The organism is Kitasatospora sp. NPDC059722 (assembly GCF_042733235.1).
In the GTDB taxonomy this organism is placed as follows: Bacteria; Actinomycetota; Actinomycetes; order Streptomycetales; family Streptomycetaceae; genus Kitasatospora.
This window is the reverse complement of sequence record NZ_JBHWGD010000094.1, coordinates 5,639-25,432: the sequence shown is the minus strand read 5'-3', so window position 1 is coordinate 25,432 and position 19,794 is coordinate 5,639. Positions and strand designations below refer to the sequence as shown.

Below are 19,794 nucleotides of genomic sequence, written 5' to 3'. Positions count from 1 at the left end.
GCACCGGGCCGCCCCCGTCCCCCGCGCCCGGGCCGGCGGAGGGCGTCGGCGTCGGCGCGTCGGGCGTCGGAAGGCCGCCGGACGGGACATTCGGGTCCGGCGGCACCGCACCGCCCGGGTCCCCGGACCGCCCGGCGCCGGCCGTCGGCCCCGCGGCGACGGCGTCGCCGTGCGGCACGCCGCCCGCGCCCGGCCGGCTCACCACCGCCCCGGTGGCGCCCACCGCGCCCAGCACGGCCATCGCCACGACCGACACCACCGCCCGCCGCCGCAGGCCGGTCCACGACCGGCGCCCGGCGACGGGTCGGTGGCCGGTGTGGACCGCAACCGCGGGCACGCCCTCCGCGGCACCCGCCGCCAGCGCCTCCCGGACGGCCTCCGCCATCGCCGCCGCGTCCGGCCAGCGCTCGCCCGGGTCCTTCGCCATCGCCCGCTCGACGATCGCCCGCACCGGCCCGGGTATCGGGTCCGGCAGCGGCGGCACGGACTCCGTCAGGTGCTGGAGGATCACCTCCAGCGCGGTCTCCCCGTCGAAGGGCAGCCGCCCGGCCAGGCATTCGTAGAGGACGACGCCGAGCGCGTAGAGGTCCGCCGAGCCGGTGACCGGCCCGGTCGAGGCCTGCTCCGGCGCCTGGTACGCGGCGGTGCCGAGGACCATCCCGGGGACGGTCAGCCGGGCGTCGCTGCCGGGGCGGGCGATCCCGAAGTCCGCGATCACCGTCCGGTCGCCGCACACCATCAGGTTGGCCGGCTTGACGTCCCGGTGGACCACCCCGGTCCCGTGCGCCGCCACCAGCGCCTCCAGCACCTGGAGCGCCATCCGCAGCGCCTCCTCGGCCGGCAGGCTGCCCCGGCGCGCCAGCACGGCGCTCAGCGGCTCCCCCTCGATCAGCTCCATGACCAGGTAGGCGACCTGCCTCCCGATCACGGGGGCCTCGCCGTGCCCGAAGTCGTAGACCCCGACGATGCCCGGGTGCCGCAGCTGCGCCATGACGCGCGCCTCGGCGTGGAAGCGCTCGGCGAATCCCGGCTCGTCCAGCAGGACGGGCTTGACGACCTTGACGGCCACCCGGCGGCCGAGGACCTCGTCCTCGGCGAGCCACACGTCGCCCATCGACCCACCGCCCAGCCAGTCCACCAGCCGGTAGCGGTCGGCGAGCACGGTGCCACGCATGGTTCTCCCTGAGTCAAGTCGCATCGGTTGCGCGCACGCCGTCGACCGGGGCGCCCCCGGAGATCATGGCGCCGCTCGATAAGAGCTGACTTGTCGTCGGATGAACACCGCCCGCTGTGCGGGGATTCGGCGCGTTATGGCGCCATGGTCAGCCCCGCCGGTCCGGCACCCCGGCTGAGCACGACGGAGCGGATGTGGTCGAGGGCCGTGGCGTAGTCGGCCCGGCCGGGGTCGGCGCGGGCGGCCTCCCGCAGGTCGAGGACGCGGTAGGGCGGCCCGAGGTCGGTGACCTGCGGGACGAACTCCGCCTTCGTCACGGTCCACCGCCGCCCGGGCGCGGCCGGCGGCGAGAAGGTGAACCGGGCGATCGAGGACCAGTTGCCGCGCGGGTCCTCGGCGCCCGTGGGGTTGAACATGTGGCCCGCGAGCTGGTCGCCCATGCCGTAGACCGTCCAGGTGTCGTTGATCTTCTCGTAGGCCTGCGGGATGTGGGCGTGCGTCCCGAGGACCAGGTCGACCACCGGCCGCCCGGGCTCCGGCTCGGCGGCGAGGTCGCGGGCCAGCGCGAGCTGCTGCTCGTTCGGGGCGTCCTGCCACTCGGTGCCCCAGTGGACGCTGACCACGACGACGTCCGCCCCCGCCTCCCGGGCGGCCCGCGCGTCGGCGAGGATCCGGTCCCGGTCGATGAGGTTGACGGCCCAGGGCTGCCCCTTCGGCAACGGGATGCCGTTGGTGCCGTACGTGTAGGCGAGTTGGGCCACCGTCGCTCCGCCCGCCGTGAGCAGCGCGGGCCTGCCCGCCTCCTCCTCGCCGCGCGCGGACCCGGTGTGCTTCAGCCCGACGGCGTCCATGGCGTCGAGCGTGCGCCGGATCCCGGCCGGCCCGTCGTCGAGCGTGTGGTTGGAGGCGGTGTCGCAGGACGCGTACCCGGCGTCCTTGAGCGCCCGGGCCACCTGCGGGGGCGACTTGAACGACGGGTACCCGGTGAACGACCCGCCGTCGGCGCCGTACACCGTCTCCATGTGACAGATGGCCAGGTCGGCGGCCCCGATGACGGGCTTGACCCCGGCGAGCATCCGCGTGAAGTCGTACCCGGCGCCCCCGGCGTCCTCCTTGGCCTGCTGGATGATCTCGGTGTGCGGCAGGACGTCCCCCGTCGCCACCAGCGTGAACGCCCGCGGCCCCGGGGGCGTCGGCACGGCCGTCGGGCTCGTGGCCACCGACGGAACGGCCTCCGGCACCGGCGGCCCGCCGCACCCCGCGAGGGCGAGCAGTGCAACGGCCAGGAGCACCTCACGGCGCGGTGATCTCATCATCGTGTCGTCCCACAGTCGGCGGATATGACCCCCCGTCCTCCGACTATGGGAGCCCACCCCTGCCCCTCCCGTCCCCCACGCCCCACCGCGCCCCGACCTCACCCGACGAGGCGAGCCCGGGCCGCGGGGACCGTGCGGCCCCGGCGGGAGCCTGCGGCCCGGCAGCGGCGGGACGTCAGAAGGCGATCCGGACCTTCAGCGCCGAGCGGTCGTCCATCGCGCGGTAGCCGTCCGGCACGCCGTCGAGGGTGACGGTGCGGTCGAAGACGAGGCCCGGGTCGATCGCGCCGGAGAGGACGTCGGGCAGCAGCTCGGGGATGTACGCGCGGGCGGGGGCGACGCCGCCGACGACCGCCACGTTGCGGTCGAACATCTGCCGGATGTCGACGCCGGCGCTGCCGCCGTGCGGCACGCCGACGTAGCCGACCGCGCCGCCGTCGCGGGCGATGGAGATCGCGGTGCGCATCGACTCCTCGGTGCCGACGGCCTCCAGGACGGCGTGCGCGCCGGTGCCGCCGGTCAGCTCCCTGACCGCCTCGATCGCGGCCTCGCCGCGCTCGGCGACGACGTCCGTGGCGCCGAACTTGCGGGCGATGGCCGTGCGCGCCTCGTGGCGCCCCAGCGCGATGATCCGGCCGGCGCCGAGCCGCTGCGCGGCGAGCACCCCGCACAGGCCGACCGCGCCGTCGCCGACCACGGCGACCGTCGAGCCCGGACGCACCCGCGCCGAGACCGCCGCGTGGTGGCCGGTGCTCATCACGTCGGACAGGGCGAGCAGGCCGGGCAGGAGCGCCTCGTCCCCGGCCGCCTCCTTGGGCAGCCTGACCAGGGTGCCGTCGGCGAAGGGGACCCGGACGGCCTCGCCCTGGCCGCCGTCGGAGCCGACCTCACCCCAGAAGCCGCCCCGCGGGCAGGAGGTGTGCAGGCCGTCGCGGCAGAACTCGCAGGTGCCGTCCGACCAGACGAACGGGGCCACCACGAAGTCGCCGCGGGCGAAGCCGGACACCTCGGCGCCGACCTCCTCGACGATGCCGAGGAACTCGTGGCCGATCCGCTGCCCGGCCACCCGGGGCGCCACGCCGCGGTACGCCCACAGGTCGCTGCCACAGATGCAGGCGTTGACCACCCGCACGACGGCGTCGGTCGGCCGCCGCACCACCGGGTCGGGCACCTCCTCGATCCGGATGTCGGTGGGGGCGTGGATCACGGTGGCGCGCACGGAACTCTCCTGACACTGCTCATGGGACCTGGACTGGAGCAGCCAGGGTCGCCAACCGGGCGCACCCGTGTCCAGCTACATCTCCTACACCGCTTCCTTAAGATGAACTGATGCTCGACGTTCGACGACTCGTCCTCCTCCGCGACCTGGAGGCGCACGGCACGGTCACCGCCGTGGCCGACCTCCACGGCGTCACGCCGTCCGCCGTCTCGCAGCAGCTGCGGCTGCTCGAAGAGGAGACCGGCACCCGCCTCCTGGAACGCACCGGCCGCTCCGTCCACCTCACGGCCGCGGGCCGCCGCCTGGCCGGCGACACCGAGCACGTGCTCGCCGCCCTGGAGCACGCCCGCATCCGCCTGCACGCCGAGACCGGGAGCCCCGCGGGCCCGCTCCGCCTGGCCTGCTTCCCCAGCGCCCTCGTACCGCTGGCCGCCCCGCTCGGCACCGCCCTGAAGACCGCCCACCCGGAGGTGCGGCTCCACATCACCGAGGCCGAACCCGAGGCCGCCGTCCGGCTGCTGCTCCAGCGGCGCGCCGACCTCGCCGTCGTCTACCGGTACGACAACCTGGCCACGCCCCCGCACGCGGACGTGGAGACCCGGGCGCTGCGGTCCGACCCCCTGGTCGCCGTGCTGCCGTCCGGTCACCCGGCGGCCCGGCCGACGGGTGCGCCGATCGACCTGCGCGAGCTCGCGGACGCCCACTGGACCACCGCGCCGCCGCAGACCGCCTGCGGCGCCGCCGTCCTCCAGGCCTGCCGCTCGGCCGGCTTCACCCCGCGGGTCAGGAACGTCTGCACCGACTTCTCCGCGATGATCGCCCTCGCCGAGAGCGCGGGCCACGCCGCGCTGATCCCCCGGCTGGCCACGGCCCACCTGCCGTCCACGCTGACCGCACGGCCGGTGGCGGACGACACCCTCACCCGCAGGATCGAGGTCGCCGTCCGCCACAACACGGCGCACGAACCCGCGATCGCCGCCGGCCTGGACGTGCTCCGCACGCTGGCCGGTGGCCCGTGAGCGGCTCCGGCTCAGCCCAGGGTGCAGGCGAGCTGCGCCTTCACCGCGTCGAAGATGTTCTCCTGGGCACGGCAGTCGGCACTGTAGACGTCCTCCCACTTGGGGCTGATGAAGTGGACGTTCACGATCTCGGTGATGATGCTGACGCCGCCCTGGGCCTTGATGGTGTTCTGGGCGATCAGCACCTGCGGCGTCGGCGCCGTCTGGGCGCCGATGACGCCGCCCTCACCGTAGAACAGGTTGGTGATCTTGGTGTAGACGGTGACCTTGTTGCCCTGGATGTTGTTGCCGATGATGGCGACCGTCCAGTCCTTGTAGTTGCGCTGCCAGGCGTAGTTGGTCGCCCGGTTCAGGGCGGTCACGGTGCCGTACTGGGCCTGGACGATCCAGTGGTGCCTGCGGGCGCCCGGGTCGCGGGGCTGCGCCGGCTCCCCCAGCCGGGCACCGCTCGCCGAGCCCAGCAGGGGCGCCGCACTGGCCGGCGCGGCGATGCCGCCGGTGACGGCGAGGGCCGCGGCCCCGGCGACCACGGCCGTCTTCCACTTCCCGGCGAGCTGACTGGTTGCCATCGTTGTTCTCCTCGTTCCCTCACGTCCACAAGCGCCTGGGCATCACCCGGCGCCCATGACTCTCGCCGACCGGTCACGGGGCGCACATCAGTCATTTGACGGTGGGCACCGAGGCCGCCGGCGTCCTACGTCACCGGCCTCCCTCCGTGGATGCGCAGTAGTAGGCTGAGCTGGAGAAATGATCTTCAGGAGAGACATGTCCGCCGCCAAGCCCCGCGTCCTGTTCGTCACCGACCTGGCCTACCCGGCCCGCGGCCGCCGCTACTGCGACGAGGACATCCGGCTCTCCGCGCGCCTGCGCGAGGACTTCGACGTCGCCCTGTGCCACCCCCTCGACGCCGCCACGCTGACGGACGCCTTCGACCTCGTCCTCGTGCGCAACAGCGGCCCGGTGCTGAACTACCGCGCCGCGTACGAGGCCTTCCGGGACCGCGCCCTCGACCGCGGCACCCGCGTCTACAACCAGCTCACCGGGCGCGCCGACATGGCCGGCAAGCAGTACCTGGTCGACCTCGATGCCGCCGGGTACCCCGTCATCCCCACCGCCGACCGGGCCGAGGACCTCGGGCGGCTGCCCGTCGTGCCCGAGTACGTCGTCAAGCCGAAGCTCGGCGCCGACTCGATCGGCCTGCGGATCGTCCCCCGCGAGGAGCTCGGTTCCGTCGCGTTCGGGGACGGCGTCCTGGTCCAGCCGCTGGTCCGCTTCGCGTACGAGGTCTCGTTCTACTTCGTCGACGACGCCTTCCAGTACGCGCTGCACGCCCCCGACCCCGAGCAGCGCTGGCGCCTCGAACCGTACGGACCCACCGCCGCCGACCTCGACTTCGCCCGCCGCTTCATCGCGTGGAACACGATCGAGCACGGCATCCAGCGCGTCGACGCCTGCCGCACGCCCGAGGGCGACCTCCTCCTCGTCGAGCTGGAGGACCTCAACCCCTACCTCTCGCTCGACCTGGTCGACGAGGCCACCCAGGACCGCTTCGTCGCCGCCCTCAAGGCCTCCCTGCACGAGCTCGCCGGGACGCCGGAACACGGCTGACGGGCCGCCCGGATCGGGCGGCCCGTCTTTTCACTCCTCGCCGGTCACGGCGCGAGGCCGTCCGAACGCCGCCAGCTCACCAGCCGGGCCCCGTCCGGCGGGACGTCGACCACCTCCTGCCCGAAGACCCGGTTGATCGAGCTGTGCCCGCTCAGCGAGATGTCCGCCCCGTAGACGTGCAGCGAGACCGCCCGGCCGGTGCCGCCGTTCGACACCCGGTGGATGTCCTCGTCGGGCGGCACCAGGAGCTGCACCCGGCCGGGCGAGCAGGTGGTCCGGCCGGCCGGCACCAGCACCCTGCGGCCGGAGCGGGGCACCCGCCACAGCCGGTACGCCTCGTCCACCTCCACGCCCTCCAGCACGCCGGACACGCACCAGGCGACGTGGTCGTGGACCGGGGTCGACTGCCCGGGCAGCCAGGTCAGGGCCACCACGGAGTGCGTCGGTCCGGCGTGCAGCAGCCGCTGCGCGTAGCCGTCGGTGTCACCGGCGCACAGGTCGTCCGGGACGATCAGCCCGGCCCGCAGGTACTTGCGCAGGGTGTCCGCGGTGAGCTGGGCGGTCAGGACGTCGGCGGCCGCGTAGCGCGCGAGGTCGGAGAGGAACTCGTCGAGATTGGTACGGGTTTCCACGGCTACCGCCCTGCCCCGGTGAGGGCCCGGACCTCCAGGTCCTCGAAGGACCGCCCGTCCGGGTCCTCGTCGCGACGGCGGCGGCCGCCGGCCAGCGAGCCGAGGACGGCGGCGGCGAACCCGATCGGGATCGAGACGACGCCCGGGTTCTGCAGCGGGACCGGCGCCGTGGTCGTGCAGGAGATCAGCGCCGTGGCGTTGCCGACCTCCTTGCTGGTCACCGCCACCCCGCAGTCCTTCGCCTGGGCGGCCGTCAGCTTCACCGCGTGGACCGTACCGCTCGCGCCGCCCCAGCAGATCGGGGAGAGCAGCACCAGGCCGATCGAGGCGACCAGGCCCGCGTAGATGCCGCACTTGGCACCGAAGGTGGTGAAGCCCCGCCAGAACAGGGTCAGCAGGATCGCCGGCAGGTTGGCCGAGGCCGCGATGGCGAAGGCCAGCGCCACCAGGAACGCCACGTTGAGGTCCCGGGCGAAGATCGACAGCACGACCGCGACCGCGCCGATGACCACGGCCGCGACCTTCGCCGTCCGCAGCTCCTGCCGCTCCGTCGCCCGGCCCTTGCGGATGACGCTGGCGTAGAGGTCATGGGCGAACGACGACGAGGAGGTCAGCGTGAGCCCCGCGACGACCGCCAGGATGGTGGCGAACGCCACCGCCGCGATGAAGGCCAGCATCAGCGAGCCGCCGGTGGTGCCCGCGCCGCCGCCGAGGTGCTCGGCCAGCAGCGTGGCGGCGGTGTTGCCGGACGGGTCCTTCTCCCTGATCGTCGCCGTGCCCACCAGTGCGGCCGCGCCGAAGCCCAGCACCAGGGTCATCAGGTAGAACACCCCGATGATGCCGATCGCCCAGTTCACCGACTTGCGCGCGTCCTTGCCGGTCGGGACGGTGTAGAAGCGCACCAGCACGTGCGGCAGCGCCGCGGTGCCCAGCACCAGGGCCACGCCCAGGCTGACCAGGTCGAGCTTCGACCAGCCGTCGGTCGACCCGTACTTCAGGCCGGGCTGGAGGAAGGCATCGCCCTTCTTGGACGCCGTCGCGGCGTCCCCGAGCAGGTGGCCGAGGTCGAAGCCGTACTTCGCCAGCACCCACAGGGTCATCGTGGCCGCACCGGCGATCAGCAGACCCGCCTTGACGATCTGCACCCAGGTGGTGCCCTTCATCCCGCCGACCACCACGTAGACGATCATCAGGGCGCCGACCCCGACGATGGTCCAGATCTGCGCGGAGGCGCCCTTGACGTCGAGCAGCTGCCCCACGATCGTCGCCGCGCCGACCATCTGCGCGATCAGGTAGAAGATCGAGACCACGATCGTCGACACGCCCGCGGCCGTGCGCATCGGCCCGCTGCGCAGCCGCGCGGCCAGCACGTCGGCCATGGTGAACCGCCCGGTGTTGCGCAGCAGTTCGGCCACCAGCAGCAGCGCGACCAGCCAGGCGACCAGGAAGCCGATCGAGTAGAGGAAGCCGTCGTACCCGGCCAGCGCGATGATCCCGGCGATGCCGAGGAACGAGGCCGCGGACAGGTAGTCGCCCGAGATCGCGATCCCGTTCTGCAGCGCCGAGAACTGGCCGCCGCCGGTGTAGAAGCCGCCGGTGCCCCGGGTGCTGCGGCGCGCCCAGAGGGTGATCACGAGGGTCACCGCCACGAGGGCGACGAACAGGCCGATGGTCAGGCCCTTGTGCGAGGCCGGCTGCGCCGCCGCGGCGGCGAACTGGAGGTGCTGGGTCATGCCTGGACCTCCGTCGCTTCCCGGGTGCCACGACCGGCCGGAGCCGCCGGGCGGTTCGCCGTCACGTCGCGCAGGGCCGCGGCCAGCGGGTCCAGCCGCCGGGCCGCGAACCGCCCGTAGGCCAGGGCGATGCCGAACGTCGAGACGAACTGCAGCAGCCCGAAGACCAGGGCCACGTTGACGTTCCCGGCGACCTTGGTCGCCATGAAGCCGCGGGCGTAGGCCGAGCAGAGCACGTACGCCAGGAACCAGAGCAGGAACGCCGCCGTCACCGGGAAGACGAACCTGCGGTAGGAGGCGCGCAACTCGGTGAAGCGCGGATCGTCGCCGATCCAGGGCGTGTCGCGGCGCGACGACACGGCGGGGTCGATCATGTCAGTCCTTCGGAGCGGTGCGGAACTTGCCGATGGACCGACCGTAGGAACCCGACGTCGACGCACGGTCAACGCGCCGTCAACGCGCGTCAACCGATCCGTCTGAGGCGTCCGCCCCCCCGGCGGAGTGAGGCCGGGCAGGAGCGTCAGGCGCGGCCGAGGACGCGGTCGACGGTGATCTCCAGGACGACGCGGTCCGGGTTGACGCGCGGCTCGCGGTAGCGGGCGGCGTAGCGGCGCTCGGCGTCGGCCACCTCCTCGGCGGCGGAGCGCACGACGGCGACGCCCTCCAGCGTGGACCAGCGGGCGCGGTCGACCTGGCAGACGGCGACGCGCTGGCCGCCGGGGCCGGCTTCGGCGACGTTGCGGGCCTTGCGGCTGGTGCGGCTGGTGATCACCCGGGCGATGCCGGTCTGCGGGTCGAAGGTGACGCCGACGGGTACGACGTGCGGCGAGCCGTCGGGGCGCCGAGTGGTGAGGGTGGCGATGTGACGCTCGCGCCAGAAGGCGAGGAACGCGTCGTCGAGGTCGCGGGGGTCGTGGGCCATGGCCGTGATCGTACGGCCCCCCGGGCGGGCCCCCCCCCCCCCGACTCGGACGCCGGCTCGGACGCCAGCTCGGACGCCGGCTCGGCAGGCTCGGCTCGGCGGGCCCGACTCAGCAGGCGTCGATGAACCGGTCCAGCACGCGCACGCCGAACTTCAGCCCGTCCACCGGCACGCGCTCGTCCACGCCGTGGAACATCCCGGCGAAGTCCAGCTCCGGCGGCAGCTGGAGCGGCGCGAAGCCGAAGCAGCGGATCCCGAGGTCCTGGAACGACTTGGCGTCCGTCCCGCCCGACAGGCAGTACGGCACCGCGCGGGCGATCGGGTCCTCCGCGCGCAGCGCCGTCTGCATCGCCTCGACGAGCGCGCCGTCGAAGCTCGTCTCGATCGCCTTGTCCGAGTGCAGGCTCTCGCGCTTCACGCGCGGGCCGAGGACGCTGTCCAGCTCGGCCAGGAACTCCTCCTCGTAGCCGGGCAGGAAGCGGCCGTCCACGTGCGCGGAGGCCTGGCCGGGGATGACGTTCACCTTGTAGCCGGCGCCGAGCATGGTCGGCTGGGCGGTGTTGCGCAGCGTGGTGCCGATCATCTTGGCGATGCCGCCCAGCACCCGCAGCGTCTCGTCCATGTTCTCCGGGTCCAGCTCGACCCCGAGGGCGTCGGACAGCTCGTCCAGGAAGGCCCGGACGGTCTTGGTGATCCGCAGCGGGAACGTGTGCCGGCCCAGCCGGGCGACCGCCTCGCACAGCTCGGTGATGGCGTTGTCGTCGTTCTCCATCGAGCCGTGCCCGGCGCGGCCCTCGACCGTCAGGCGCATCCAGTGCATGCCCTTCTCGGCCGTCTCCACCAGGTAGAGGCGCACCTGGTCGTTGACCGTGAAGGAGAAGCCGCCGACCTCGCCGATGCCCTCGGTCACGCCCTCGAACAGCTCCGGGTGCTTGTCCACCAGGAACCGCGCGCCGTACGTGCCGCCGGCCTCCTCGTCCGCGACGAAGGCCAGCACCAGGTCGCGCGGGGGCTTGCGGCCGGTGCGCAGCCGGTCGCGGACGACGGCGAGGGTCATCGCGTCCATGTCCTTCATGTCGACCGCGCCGCGGCCCCACACGCAGCCGTCCGCGATCTCGCCGCCGAACGGGTCGTACGTCCAGTCGGCGGCGTTCGCCGGGACGACGTCGGTGTGGCCGTGGATCAGCAGGCCCGGGCGGGACCGGTCCTCGCCCTCGATCCGGACGACGGTCGAGGCCCGCCCCTTGGCCGATTCGAAGATCTGCGGTTCGACGCCGAACTCGGCGAGTTGCTCGGCCACGTACTCGGCGGCCTTCCGCTCGCCCGGCCCGGAGCCGTCCCCGTAGTTGCTGGTGTCGATCCGGATCAGATCGCGACAGATCCCGGCGACCTCCGACTCAGCCGTCACCCTCGGCGTCGCCGACTCGCTCCGCTCGCTCACGGTCACTCCTCGTCTCTGGCCCGCACCGGCGCACCAGCGCGCCACCCCCGGGATCTGCACCCGGGCCGTACGAGCACGTCCGCCCATCCTCCCGCAGGCCCCCATCGGGATCCACCCCCCGCACGCGCCCGAAACCCCCTGGTCACGCCCCCGCCACACGCCGTCCCTTGCCCGTGTCACCGCCCCCGCTCCCCCGCGCGGAACCGTTTTGGGAACGCAAGCCGATCTTTGCTACAGTTACATCTGTCAGCGCGGCCGACGGAAAGACGGAAGCCGCAAGGACAACACCCGGTCCGGGTGGCGGAATGGCAGACGCGCTAGCTTGAGGTGCTAGTGCCCTTTATCGGGCGTGGGGGTTCAAGTCCCCCCTCGGACACGGAACATCCCCTCGGGGCTCGCGAGAGCACCGGGGGGATTTCGCGTTTTCCGGGGCCGTTTCCCAGCCGTTTCCGGGGAGCCGTGGGGCGGGTGGGGGTTGCGGACATGACATGGACACCCTTGCCCAACGGAATGGTCTAGTCCACACTGGCCGTCGGCCCGGGAGGGCCCCGGGGCGGGCGGACGAGGGGGAGGCCATGGGGGGACGGGACGCGGCGCCGGGGCTCCCTTGGGACGGTCCGGAGACGGGGGGCGAGACGCTCGGCGCGCAGGTGCAGGGGCACCGGCGGCGGGCGGGGCTCAGCCAGGAGGACGCGGCCGCCCGTGCCTCGATCAGTGCCCGGGCGCTGCGCGACATCGAGCGCGACCGGGTCAACCGGCCGCAGGCCGGAACGCTCCAGCGGCTGGCCACGGCCCTCGGGTTGAGCGGCGCCGACGTCGACCGGCTGCTGACCGCCGCCCACGCGCGGCCGGCCAGGAACACCGGCCGGCTGCGGTTCCTGATCCTCGGCCCGCTCGTCGTGCAGCGCGACCGGACCCCGCTCGCGGTCACCAGCCCGATGCAGCGCCGCCTGCTCGGACTGCTCGCGCTCAAGCACCCCGAGCCGGCCACCCAGCAGGAGATCGCCGAGACGCTCTGGCCCGCCGGCCCGCCCGGCTCGCGGCAGAGCCTCGTCCACACGTACGTCAGCCAGGTCCGCCAACTGCTCGAACCCGCCGCGCCCAGGGCCGGCGCGAAGCCCGCCGTCGCCCGCACCCCCACCGGCTACCTGCTGGAGGCCGCCTGGAGCCAGCGCGACCTCGGGCACTTCGACGAACTCCTCGCCCGCGCCAAACGCGCGCTCGCCGCGGCGGACCCCGTCCTCGCGTACGAGTCGCTCACCTGCGCCCTGGAGTGGTGGCGCGGGCCCGTGCTCGCCGACGCCGACCCGGCCTTGCGCAACCACCCCGCCGCCGTCGCCGCCAACGAGCAGCGGACCGAGGCCGTCCTGCTGCACGCCGACGCCGCGCTCCGGCTCGGCCGCCCCGAGGACGCCGTGCGTCGGCTGTGGGAGATGGTGCGGGAGGAGCCGCTGCACGAGGGCCTGCACGCCCGGCTCGTCCTCACCCTCGCCAGCTGCGGCGAACAGGCCGCCGCGCTCAAGGTGTTCACCCGCTTCCGCGACCGGCTGGACGAGGAACTGGGCATCGCCCCCAGCGAGGAACTGCGCGAGGCGCACCTGCGGGTGCTGCGCCAGCAACTGCCCCGCGCACGGCGCACCGGCACGGACGAACCGTGGACCCCTGCGGCACCGGGCCCGGCCCCCGCCGTCCGGCCGGCCCAACTCCCCGCCGAGGCCGGGGCGTACGTCGGCCGCCGCCGCCAACTCCGGGAACTGGACGGCCTGGTGGCCACGAACCCGGCCGTCCGGCAGAAGGTCGTCGCCGTGGTGGGCGCGCCGGGCGTCGGCAAGACGGCGCTCGCGATGCACTGGGCGCACGCGCGGCGCGACCACTTCCCGGACGGGCAGCTGTTCGTCGACCTGCGCGGCCACTCCCCCGTGCCCGCGCTGCGCCCCGGCGACGTCCTGGCCCAGTTCCTCCGCGCCCTCGGCGTGCCGCCCGACCGGATGCCCGCCGACGAGGACGAGGCCGTCGCGACGTACCGCACGCTGCTCGCCGACAAGCGGATGCTGATCGTGCTGGACAACGCCCGCGACCCCGAGCAGGTCCGGCCGCTCATCCCCGGCGCACAGGGCTGCGGCGTCGTCATCACCAGCCGCACCCGGATGGCCGGGCTGGTCGTCAGCGACGGCGCCCGGCAGCTGGCCCTCGACGTGCTCGGCCCGGACGACGCCCTGCGGCTGCTCGCCCACACCGCCGGCGCCGAGCGGGTCGCCGCCGAGGAGGAGGCCGCGCGGGCGCTGGTCCAGCTGTGCGGCGGGCTTCCGCTCGCGATCAGGATCGCCGCCGCCAACCTGCACGCCCGCAACACCGGCATCGCCGTGTACTGCACCGAACTCGCCGGCGACGACCTGCTCAGCCGGCTGCGCGTCGAGGGCGACCGGCACGCGACCGTCAAGGCCGCGTTCGACCTCTCCCACCGTGCCCTGCCCGAACCGGCCCGGCGGATGTTCCGACTGCTCAGCCTGATGCCCGGAGCGGACGTCACCGTCCACGGCGCCGCCGCCCTCGCCGACACGACCTCCGCCGAGTCCGCCCTGCTCATGCACCGGCTGACCGACGCCCACCTCGTGCAGGAGCGCTCCCCCGGCCGGTTCGGGCTGCACGACCTGCTGCGCTCCTACGCCCGCGAACTCGTCGTCGGCGACGAGGTGCACGGCGCCCGCGAACGGCTCTTCGAGTGGTACCTGCGCCACGCCGAGGCCGCGGCCCGGCTGCTCGACCCGACCAGGCCCGCGGCCGGCCCCGGACCGGCCGCCGCCACGCTCGTCCCGGACCGCGCCCAGGCGGCCGCGTGGCTGGACGCCGAACGGGACAGCCTGGTCGGCGCCGTCCTGCACGCGGCCCACTCCGGCTTCCCCACCGTCGCCTGGCGCCTCGCCGAGAGCCTGCACGGCTACCTCTCCCGGGGCATGTACACCATCCAGCGGCTGCGCGTCGCCACCGCGGGGCTCGCCGCCGCCGTCACCGACGGCCGGCTCCGCGCCCAGGCCACCGCGCAGTTGCAGCGCGCCGACTGCCACTGGACCCTCGGCAACAACGCGCTCGCCGTCACCCTCTTCGGCAAGGCCCTCGACCTCGCCGGGCGCGCCGAGTGGCCGGCCGGCCAGGCGATGGCGCTGCGCCGGATCGGCGCCGCCCACCAGGAGAACGGCAGCATGCGCCTGGCCTCCGACTACCTCTCCCGGGCCCGCGAGCTCACCGAACGCGCGGGCGGCGCGGGCACCGCCGACGACCTCACCGACCTCGGCCTGATCTGCTGGAAGCTCGGCCGCCTGCCCGAGGCCGCCGACCACTTCACCCGCGCCGCCCGGCTCTACCGCGACCTCGGCTCCGTCCGCGGGGAGGCGATCGCCCACACCAACCTCGGCATCGCCCACCGCGCCATGGGCCGCTCCCGGGAGGCGATCCGGGTGGCCGGCGCCGCACTGGCCGTCCACGAGGCCACCGGCAACCGGACCAGCGAGACCGTCGCCCTGAGCTGCCTCTCCCGCGCCCACTCCGACCTCGGCGACCACCGCACCGGCCACCGGCTCGCCGAGACCGCCCTCGCGACCGCGCGGGCGCTCGGCAACCGCCGGCTGGAGGCGAACGCCGCCTTCGTCCTCGCGATCGCGCTGGAGCGGGCCGAGCGGCTGCCCGAGGCCGCCGACAGCTACCGGCAGGCGCTGCACCTCGCCGAGGTGGTGGACGACCGCTTCCCGCAGGTGTCCGCGCTCGTCGGCCTGGCGACCGTCCAACGTCGGCTCGGTGAGCGGCAGTTCGCCCTGCTCACCGCCCAGCAGGCGCTCGGCCTGGCCCGCGAGTCGGAGTTCCGGCTGCTGGAGGCCTGCGCGCTCGACGTGCTCGCCCACGTCCGCGTCCTGCTGGGCGACCCGCGCACCGGCGCGGACCTGGCCGCGGAGGCGCTCGCGCTGCACCGGGAGACCGGCCACCGGCCCGGCGAGGCGCACAGCCACCACGTGCTCGGGCACGCGCACGCGGCGCTCGGCGCGCCGGAGGAGGCGCTCGCGCACCGGCGCGCGGCGGAGCGGATCGGCGAGGAGACGGGGACCGGGGTCGTCCTCTGAGTCACGGCCGAGCCCTCACGGCCGGGGACGGCGGCACGGACGGAGCGGGCGGGCGGGCGGACCGCACGGACGGACCACGCGAACAGACCGCGCGGGCGGACCGTTGACCCCGGAACAACTGCTCCGGAAGTTGCGGCCACTTCTTCCGGTCGCCCGGCCGCCACCCGCCCGCCCGCCGGATCGCCGAGCTCAGCCCCCGTACGCGGCCCCCGCCGACCGGAAGTTCCGGCCGCACCGCCTCTGGTGCGACTACAGCCGGTCCAACAGCCGCCCTCCGTACCGTGATCCAGAACCCCCACACGACCGCCGCGATCCATGAGGTGACACGTTGCCACAGCTCACGGTCGACTTCGCCGGTGCCCGCCCCGCACGGTCGGGCCCCCTCTCGTTCGGTCACGCCAACATCGTCCGTGCGATCAGCATCGACGACGACCCCACGCGCCTGAACCTGGCCATGGTCTTCGGCGTCCCCGCCGACGGCGGCCCGGACCGGATCGCCGCCCAGCTGCGCACCCTGCTGGAGCGCCACGAGTCGCTGCGCACCACGTACGTCCTCACCACCCCGCCCACCCAGCGGGTCGCCGCCTGCGGCACGCTGGTGGTCGAGCTGGTCGAGTCGGACGGCGACCCCCTGGGGACGGCCGAGCGCACCGCCCGCCGGCTGCGCGCCCGCCCCTTCGACCTGGAGTCCGAACTCCCCTTCCGCGCCGCCGTGGTGACGGCGGAGGGCGTCCCGAGACAGCTCGTCTGGGTGGTCACCCACGCCGCCATGGACGTCGCCGCGTGCGAGGTGCTGCACGCCGAGTGGGCCGCGCTGTGCGCCGGCCGCGAGCTGCCGGAGCCGCCCGCGCTGGAGCCCGTCGACGTCGTCGGGCTGGAGCGCTCGGCGTCCGTCCAGCGGATCGGCGCGGGCGCCGTGCAGTACTGGGGCGCCCAGATCGGCCGGGTGCCGCAGGCCGTGTTCCCGCCGCCCACCGGCACCCCGGCCAAGACCGACTGGCTGCACCCCGGCCTCGCCGTCCGCTCCACGGCCGCCCCCGCCCAGCTGGCGGCCGTCGCCGAACGGACCGGCGCCAGCGCGTCCACGGTGGTGCTCGCGGCCCTCGCGGTGCTCGTCGGCCACCGCGCCGGGCACGGGACCGTCGCGGTGACCTCGCTCTCCGGCAACCGCGTCGTCCCCAAGCTGCGCGGCTTCTTCGGATCGCTCGCGCAGGACGCGCTGCTGCCGCTCGACCTCGACGGGCCGACCGGCTTCGACGACGTCGTCCGCCAGGTGCGGGCGGCCGGGCTGCCCGCGTACCGGCACAGCTGGTTCGACCCGACGGCGGTCTGGCGGGCCATCGAGGCGGCGAGCACCGAACGCGGCATCTCCTTCGCCCGTGACCTCGTCTTCAACGACATGAGCGCGCTGGCCGCCGCGGCCGGCTCCCCCGACGAGTCCGCGCGCGGCCGGCTGCCCGGCGTGTGGATCCCCGGCCACCAGGAGCCCGCCGTCCCGGAACCGGGGCTCGGCGGCAGCGTCGGGTGGGTGCCCCCCGAGGACGTGCCCTGCCGCTTCTTCGCGTGCCTGTACCGGCTCACCGGGGAGTTCGAGCTGACCCTGTGGCTCGACCCGCAGACCCTGGCCGACGCCGAGGCCGAGGAGTTCGGGCGCGCCCTGCTGCGCCTGTTCGCGGCCGCCGCCGAGGAGGACGTGGCGCTCAAGGAACTGCCCTCGCTCACCACGCTCGCGCCGGTCGAGCGCGGCCCCGGCTGGTACCTCAGCGACCGCTCCTGGGTGGAGCTCGCCGCCGTCCGGACGCTGCTCGCCGAGGTGCTGGCCGGTACGCCGCACCTCGTCACCGCCGAACCGGACGACGACCTCGGCCACCGACTGGTGTGCCACCTCCCCGGGCCGGCCGACCCGCGCGACGTCCAGCGGCGCGCGCTGGCCGCGCTCCCCGGGCGGGTCGGCGCCATCACCCCGCACCGCTACATGGTGCACGACGGCGCCCCCGAGCCGGCCCGCGCCGACGACCCGCGGGCCTGGGCCGGGCTCCCGGTGCTGTCCGACTCCTCCGGCCGCCCCGCGGAAGGCGACCTGACGTGAGCGCCACCGACACCAGCGCCGACGAGGCGAGTTCCACCGGCACGGGCGCCGAGGACGCCGGTGCTCCCGGCGCCGCCCTGTGGTCCGCCAACTTCCGCCGCTACTTCGGCGCCCGCACCGGCTCGCTGCTCGGCGACGCGATGCTGCCCGTGGCGCTGTCCGTCGGCGTCCTGGACAGCGGCTACGGCACCGCCGGGGTCGGCTACGCGCTGGGCGCCTGGATGGCGGCGCTCGCCATGGGCGTGCTGTTCGGCGGCGTGCTCGCCGACCGGTTCACCCCCCGCCGGATGATGGTCCTCGCCGACCTCGTGCGCCTGGGCATCCAGGGCGCGCTCGCCGTCGCGTTCGCCCTCGGCACGCCGTCGCTGGCCGCCATCGTCGCGCTGCAGTTCGCGAGCGGCCTGGCCACCGCGCTGTTCCAGCCCGGGGTGGCCGGACTCGTCCCGCAGGTCGCGCAGGACGTCCAGCGGGCCAACGGCGCGCTGCGGATCGCCGAGTCGCTGGCCGGGGTGGCCGGGCCCGCCCTGGCCGGGGTGCTCGTCAGCTTCTCCGGGCCGGCCGTGGTGTTCGCCATCTACGCCACCACGTACGGGATCAGCGCCGCCTGCCTGTTCGCGCTGCGGCTGCCGCCGCGCGCGGGCGAGCCGGCCGGGGAGTCGTTCCTGCGCCAACTGGTCGAGGGCTGGCAGGAGTTCCGGGCCCGCTCGTGGCTGTGGGGCGTCATCTCGGTCTTCCTGCTGTACGGGTGCTTCGTGGCCGGCCTGTCGCTGCCGGTCGGCACCGACCTCGTCGTCGCCGCCCACGGCTCCACGGTGCTCGGCACCGGCCTGGCCGCCATGGGCGTCGGCGGGCTGGTCGGCGGCGCCGTGGCGATGCGGCTGCGCCCGGCGCGGCCGCTCGCCTTCGGCACGATCGGGTGGGTGCTGTTCGCGCTGTACCCGCTGACGGCGGCGGTCCGGCCCGACGTGGTCGTGCTGTGCGTCGGCTGGGGCCTCGCCGGGGCCGGTCTGGCGCTGTGGTCGGTCCTGTGGGCGACCACCGTCCAGACGCAGATCCCGGGCGACCTGCTCAACCGGGTCTACGCGTACGACGTGGCCGGCTCGCTGCTGTCGATGGCCCTCGGCCGCGCGCTGGCCGGGCCGATCGCCCGCCTGACCGGGGAGCGGACGCTGATGTTCGCGTCCTTCGGCGTCGGGCTGGCCTGCAGTGCCGTCCTGCTCGCGGCACCGGCCGTCCGCAGGCTGCGCGCCGCCGAACCGGGCGGCGGACGACCGGACGAGGACTGAGTGGAGGCGATCATGGCACACGCGGCACCGACCGTACGGCAGGACTCCGCGAGACACCCCGGCGAGCCGGACCAGTTCGTGGTCTGGCTCTACGAACGGGCCCTCGGCCGACCGCACTTCACCCCCGCCGGGATCGCCGCCGAACTCGGCCTCCCGTTCCCCAGGGTCCTGCGGGCGCTCGACGAACTGCGCGAACTGCGCCTGGTGCGGCCGGCCGAGGACGGCGGGAGCCTGCTGGTCGCGGTCAGCCCGGACACCGCCCAGGTCGAGCTCCTGGTGCCGCTGGAGCGGGCGATCCACGACCAGCGGCGCCGGCTCGCCGGCTTCAAGGGCCAACTGCGCTCGTTCGCGGCCGCGTTCGACAAGCAGGCCAAGACCCGCACGGAGAGCGTGGTGATCACCGACGACCCGCAGGAGCTCCGGCTGCGGCTCCTCGACGCGGCCCAGCGTTGCACCGAGGAGTTGCTGGTCATGCAGCCCTGCGTGGCGCAGGAGACGGCCGAGCTGCGACTGGCCCGGCCGCTCGTGCTGGAGGCGCTGCAACGCGGCGTCCGGGCCCGGGTGCTCTACCCGCACACCGCCCGCGGCGACGCCGGGACGCGGGCCCACATCGGCGCGCTGATGGCGGTCGGCGGGCAGGCCCGCACCACCAAGGAGGTGCACGACCGCTTCCTGGTGTTCGACCGGCAGGTCGCGTTCATCCCGGCCGGCGAGGGCGACGCGATCGCCGTCGTGTACGACGGGGCGGTGGCGGCCTTCCTCGGCGGGCTGCACGAGCGCTACTGGGCCTCGGCCTTCGAGTTCGACTCCGCGGCCGGCGGCTACGCCGGGACGATCGAGGAGGTGAAGGCGACCATCCTCGAACTGCTGGCCTCCGGTGCCAAGGACGACGTGATCGCCCGGCGGGTGGCGATGTCGGACCGCACCTTCCGCCGCCACCTGGCCGCGATCATGCAGGACCTCTCCGCCACCAGCCGGTTCCAGGCCGGCGTGCTGGCGGCCCGGACCGGGCTGGTCGGCCCGACGCCGAGGAACGCCGCCTGAGCCGACGGGCCGCGCCGGTGCCCCGGCCGGGTGGGTCCACCGTGCTGCGCCCCCCGGCACCGGCACCCGGCGGGCGGGCAGCGGGACCCACCACCGACCCTCTCCGCACCACACCCGGCCCCGCTCCACCGAGGGGGAGCCGTCCGCTGCCCGGCCCGAGCCGCGGGGGGGGGGAGCGGGCCGTGGGGGTAGGCCTCAC

General features: G+C 74.7%; 15 protein-coding genes and 1 tRNA gene. 7 read left to right on the top strand and 9 right to left on the bottom strand.

Translation table 11 applies throughout. The features are described 5' to 3' along the window. The 3 genes from ACFV4F_RS36140 to ACFV4F_RS36130 form a co-directional block, all read right to left on the bottom strand. Window positions 1-1,174 (bottom strand): serine/threonine-protein kinase (locus ACFV4F_RS36140; RefSeq protein ID WP_380509131.1); only part of this gene is annotated, 1,174 nt, incomplete at its 3' end. A 134-nt stretch (window positions 1,175-1,308) separates the two neighbouring features. Next, window positions 1,309-2,487 (bottom strand): CapA family protein, encoded by a 1,179-nt coding sequence (locus tag ACFV4F_RS36135; RefSeq protein ID WP_380509134.1) that lies wholly within the window; start codon window positions 2,485-2,487, stop codon window positions 1,309-1,311. 178 nt (window positions 2,488-2,665) lie between these two features. After that, window positions 2,666-3,709, bottom strand: a complete 1,044-nt coding sequence (locus ACFV4F_RS36130) for a zinc-dependent alcohol dehydrogenase family protein (RefSeq protein ID WP_380509128.1) — start codon at window positions 3,707-3,709, stop codon at window positions 2,666-2,668. 110 nt (window positions 3,710-3,819) lie between these two features. Between ACFV4F_RS36130 and ACFV4F_RS36125 the strand changes: the two genes are divergently transcribed. Continuing rightward, window positions 3,820-4,728, top strand: a complete 909-nt coding sequence (locus ACFV4F_RS36125) for a LysR family transcriptional regulator (RefSeq protein ID WP_380509126.1) — start codon at window positions 3,820-3,822, stop codon at window positions 4,726-4,728. Window positions 4,729-4,739: 11 nt separating this feature from the next. Here the strand turns inward: ACFV4F_RS36125 and ACFV4F_RS36120 are convergent, their stop codons facing one another. Then, entirely contained in the window at window positions 4,740-5,297 is a 558-nt protein-coding gene (locus ACFV4F_RS36120) for a hypothetical protein (protein WP_380495431.1), read from the bottom strand. A gap of 196 nt (window positions 5,298-5,493) precedes the next feature. Between ACFV4F_RS36120 and ACFV4F_RS36115 the strand changes: the two genes are divergently transcribed. After that, window positions 5,494-6,336 (top strand): hypothetical protein, encoded by an 843-nt coding sequence (locus ACFV4F_RS36115; RefSeq protein WP_380509123.1) that lies wholly within the window; start codon window positions 5,494-5,496, stop codon window positions 6,334-6,336. Between the two features lie 44 nt (window positions 6,337-6,380). On the opposite strand, the gene ACFV4F_RS36110 is transcribed toward ACFV4F_RS36115, so the two are convergent. From ACFV4F_RS36110 to ACFV4F_RS36090, 5 genes are all read right to left on the bottom strand, one after another. Next, window positions 6,381-6,968 carry a cysteine dioxygenase gene (locus ACFV4F_RS36110; RefSeq protein ID WP_380439212.1) on the bottom strand — a complete coding sequence of 196 codons (588 nt, stop codon included), beginning with the start codon at window positions 6,966-6,968 and terminating at the stop codon, window positions 6,381-6,383. 2 nt (window positions 6,969-6,970) lie between these two features. Beyond that, window positions 6,971-8,701, bottom strand: a complete 1,731-nt coding sequence (locus tag ACFV4F_RS36105; RefSeq protein ID WP_380495425.1) for a cation acetate symporter — start codon at window positions 8,699-8,701, stop codon at window positions 6,971-6,973. Further along, on the bottom strand, window positions 8,698-9,075 hold the full coding sequence (locus ACFV4F_RS36100) for a DUF485 domain-containing protein (protein WP_380509120.1): 378 nt from the start codon (window positions 9,073-9,075) through the stop codon (window positions 8,698-8,700). Before ACFV4F_RS36100 ends, ACFV4F_RS36105 begins: the two co-directional genes overlap by 4 nt. A gap of 146 nt (window positions 9,076-9,221) precedes the next feature. Then, window positions 9,222-9,623: a pyridoxamine 5'-phosphate oxidase family protein gene (locus ACFV4F_RS36095; RefSeq protein ID WP_380439218.1), complete on the bottom strand. Its 402-nt coding sequence runs from the start codon at window positions 9,621-9,623 to the stop codon at window positions 9,222-9,224. Window positions 9,624-9,732: 109 nt separating this feature from the next. After that, window positions 9,733-11,064 (bottom strand): M20/M25/M40 family metallo-hydrolase, encoded by a 1,332-nt coding sequence (locus ACFV4F_RS36090; RefSeq protein ID WP_380445486.1) that lies wholly within the window; start codon window positions 11,062-11,064, stop codon window positions 9,733-9,735. Window positions 11,065-11,355: 291 nt separating this feature from the next. On the opposite strand from ACFV4F_RS36090, the gene ACFV4F_RS36085 reads away from it, so the two are divergent. From ACFV4F_RS36085 to ACFV4F_RS36065, 5 genes are all read left to right on the top strand, one after another. Further along, window positions 11,356-11,440, top strand: a tRNA-Leu gene (locus ACFV4F_RS36085). 199 nt (window positions 11,441-11,639) lie between these two features. Continuing rightward, the gene (locus tag ACFV4F_RS36080) at window positions 11,640-15,176 is read left to right on the top strand and encodes a BTAD domain-containing putative transcriptional regulator (RefSeq protein WP_380509117.1); all 3,537 of its coding nucleotides are present in this window, start codon (window positions 11,640-11,642) and stop codon (window positions 15,174-15,176) included. A gap of 328 nt (window positions 15,177-15,504) precedes the next feature. Beyond that, complete coding sequence (locus ACFV4F_RS36075) at window positions 15,505-17,265, top strand: condensation domain-containing protein (RefSeq protein ID WP_380509114.1); 1,761 nt, start codon at window positions 15,505-15,507, stop codon at window positions 17,263-17,265. Then, on the top strand, window positions 17,262-18,551 hold the full coding sequence (locus ACFV4F_RS36070; RefSeq protein WP_380509111.1) for an MFS transporter: 1,290 nt from the start codon (window positions 17,262-17,264) through the stop codon (window positions 18,549-18,551). Before ACFV4F_RS36075 ends, ACFV4F_RS36070 begins: the two co-directional genes overlap by 4 nt. Before the next feature lie 12 nt (window positions 18,552-18,563). Further along, window positions 18,564-19,595: a LuxR family transcriptional regulator gene (locus tag ACFV4F_RS36065; RefSeq protein WP_380445490.1), complete on the top strand. Its 1,032-nt coding sequence runs from the start codon at window positions 18,564-18,566 to the stop codon at window positions 19,593-19,595. The last annotated feature ends 199 nt before the right edge of the window (window positions 19,596-19,794 follow it).

Coding starts and splice junctions, on each gene's coding strand:
- ACFV4F_RS36135 (WP_380509134.1), bottom strand. CDS start 2,487: ATGAGATCACCGCGCCGTGAGGTGCTCCTGGCCGTTGCACTGCTCGCC.
- ACFV4F_RS36125 (WP_380509126.1), top strand. CDS start 3,820: ATGCTCGACGTTCGACGACTCGTCCTCCTCCGCGACCTGGAGGCGCAC.
- ACFV4F_RS36120 (WP_380495431.1), bottom strand. CDS start 5,297: ATGGCAACCAGTCAGCTCGCCGGGAAGTGGAAGACGGCCGTGGTCGCC.
- ACFV4F_RS36115 (WP_380509123.1), top strand. CDS start 5,494: ATGTCCGCCGCCAAGCCCCGCGTCCTGTTCGTCACCGACCTGGCCTAC.
- ACFV4F_RS36105 (WP_380495425.1), bottom strand. CDS start 8,701: ATGACCCAGCACCTCCAGTTCGCCGCCGCGGCGGCGCAGCCGGCCTCG.
- ACFV4F_RS36100 (WP_380509120.1), bottom strand. CDS start 9,075: ATGATCGACCCCGCCGTGTCGTCGCGCCGCGACACGCCCTGGATCGGC.
- ACFV4F_RS36095 (WP_380439218.1), bottom strand. CDS start 9,623: ATGGCCCACGACCCCCGCGACCTCGACGACGCGTTCCTCGCCTTCTGG.
- ACFV4F_RS36080 (WP_380509117.1), top strand. CDS start 11,640: ATGGGGGGACGGGACGCGGCGCCGGGGCTCCCTTGGGACGGTCCGGAG.
- ACFV4F_RS36065 (WP_380445490.1), top strand. CDS start 18,564: ATGGCACACGCGGCACCGACCGTACGGCAGGACTCCGCGAGACACCCC.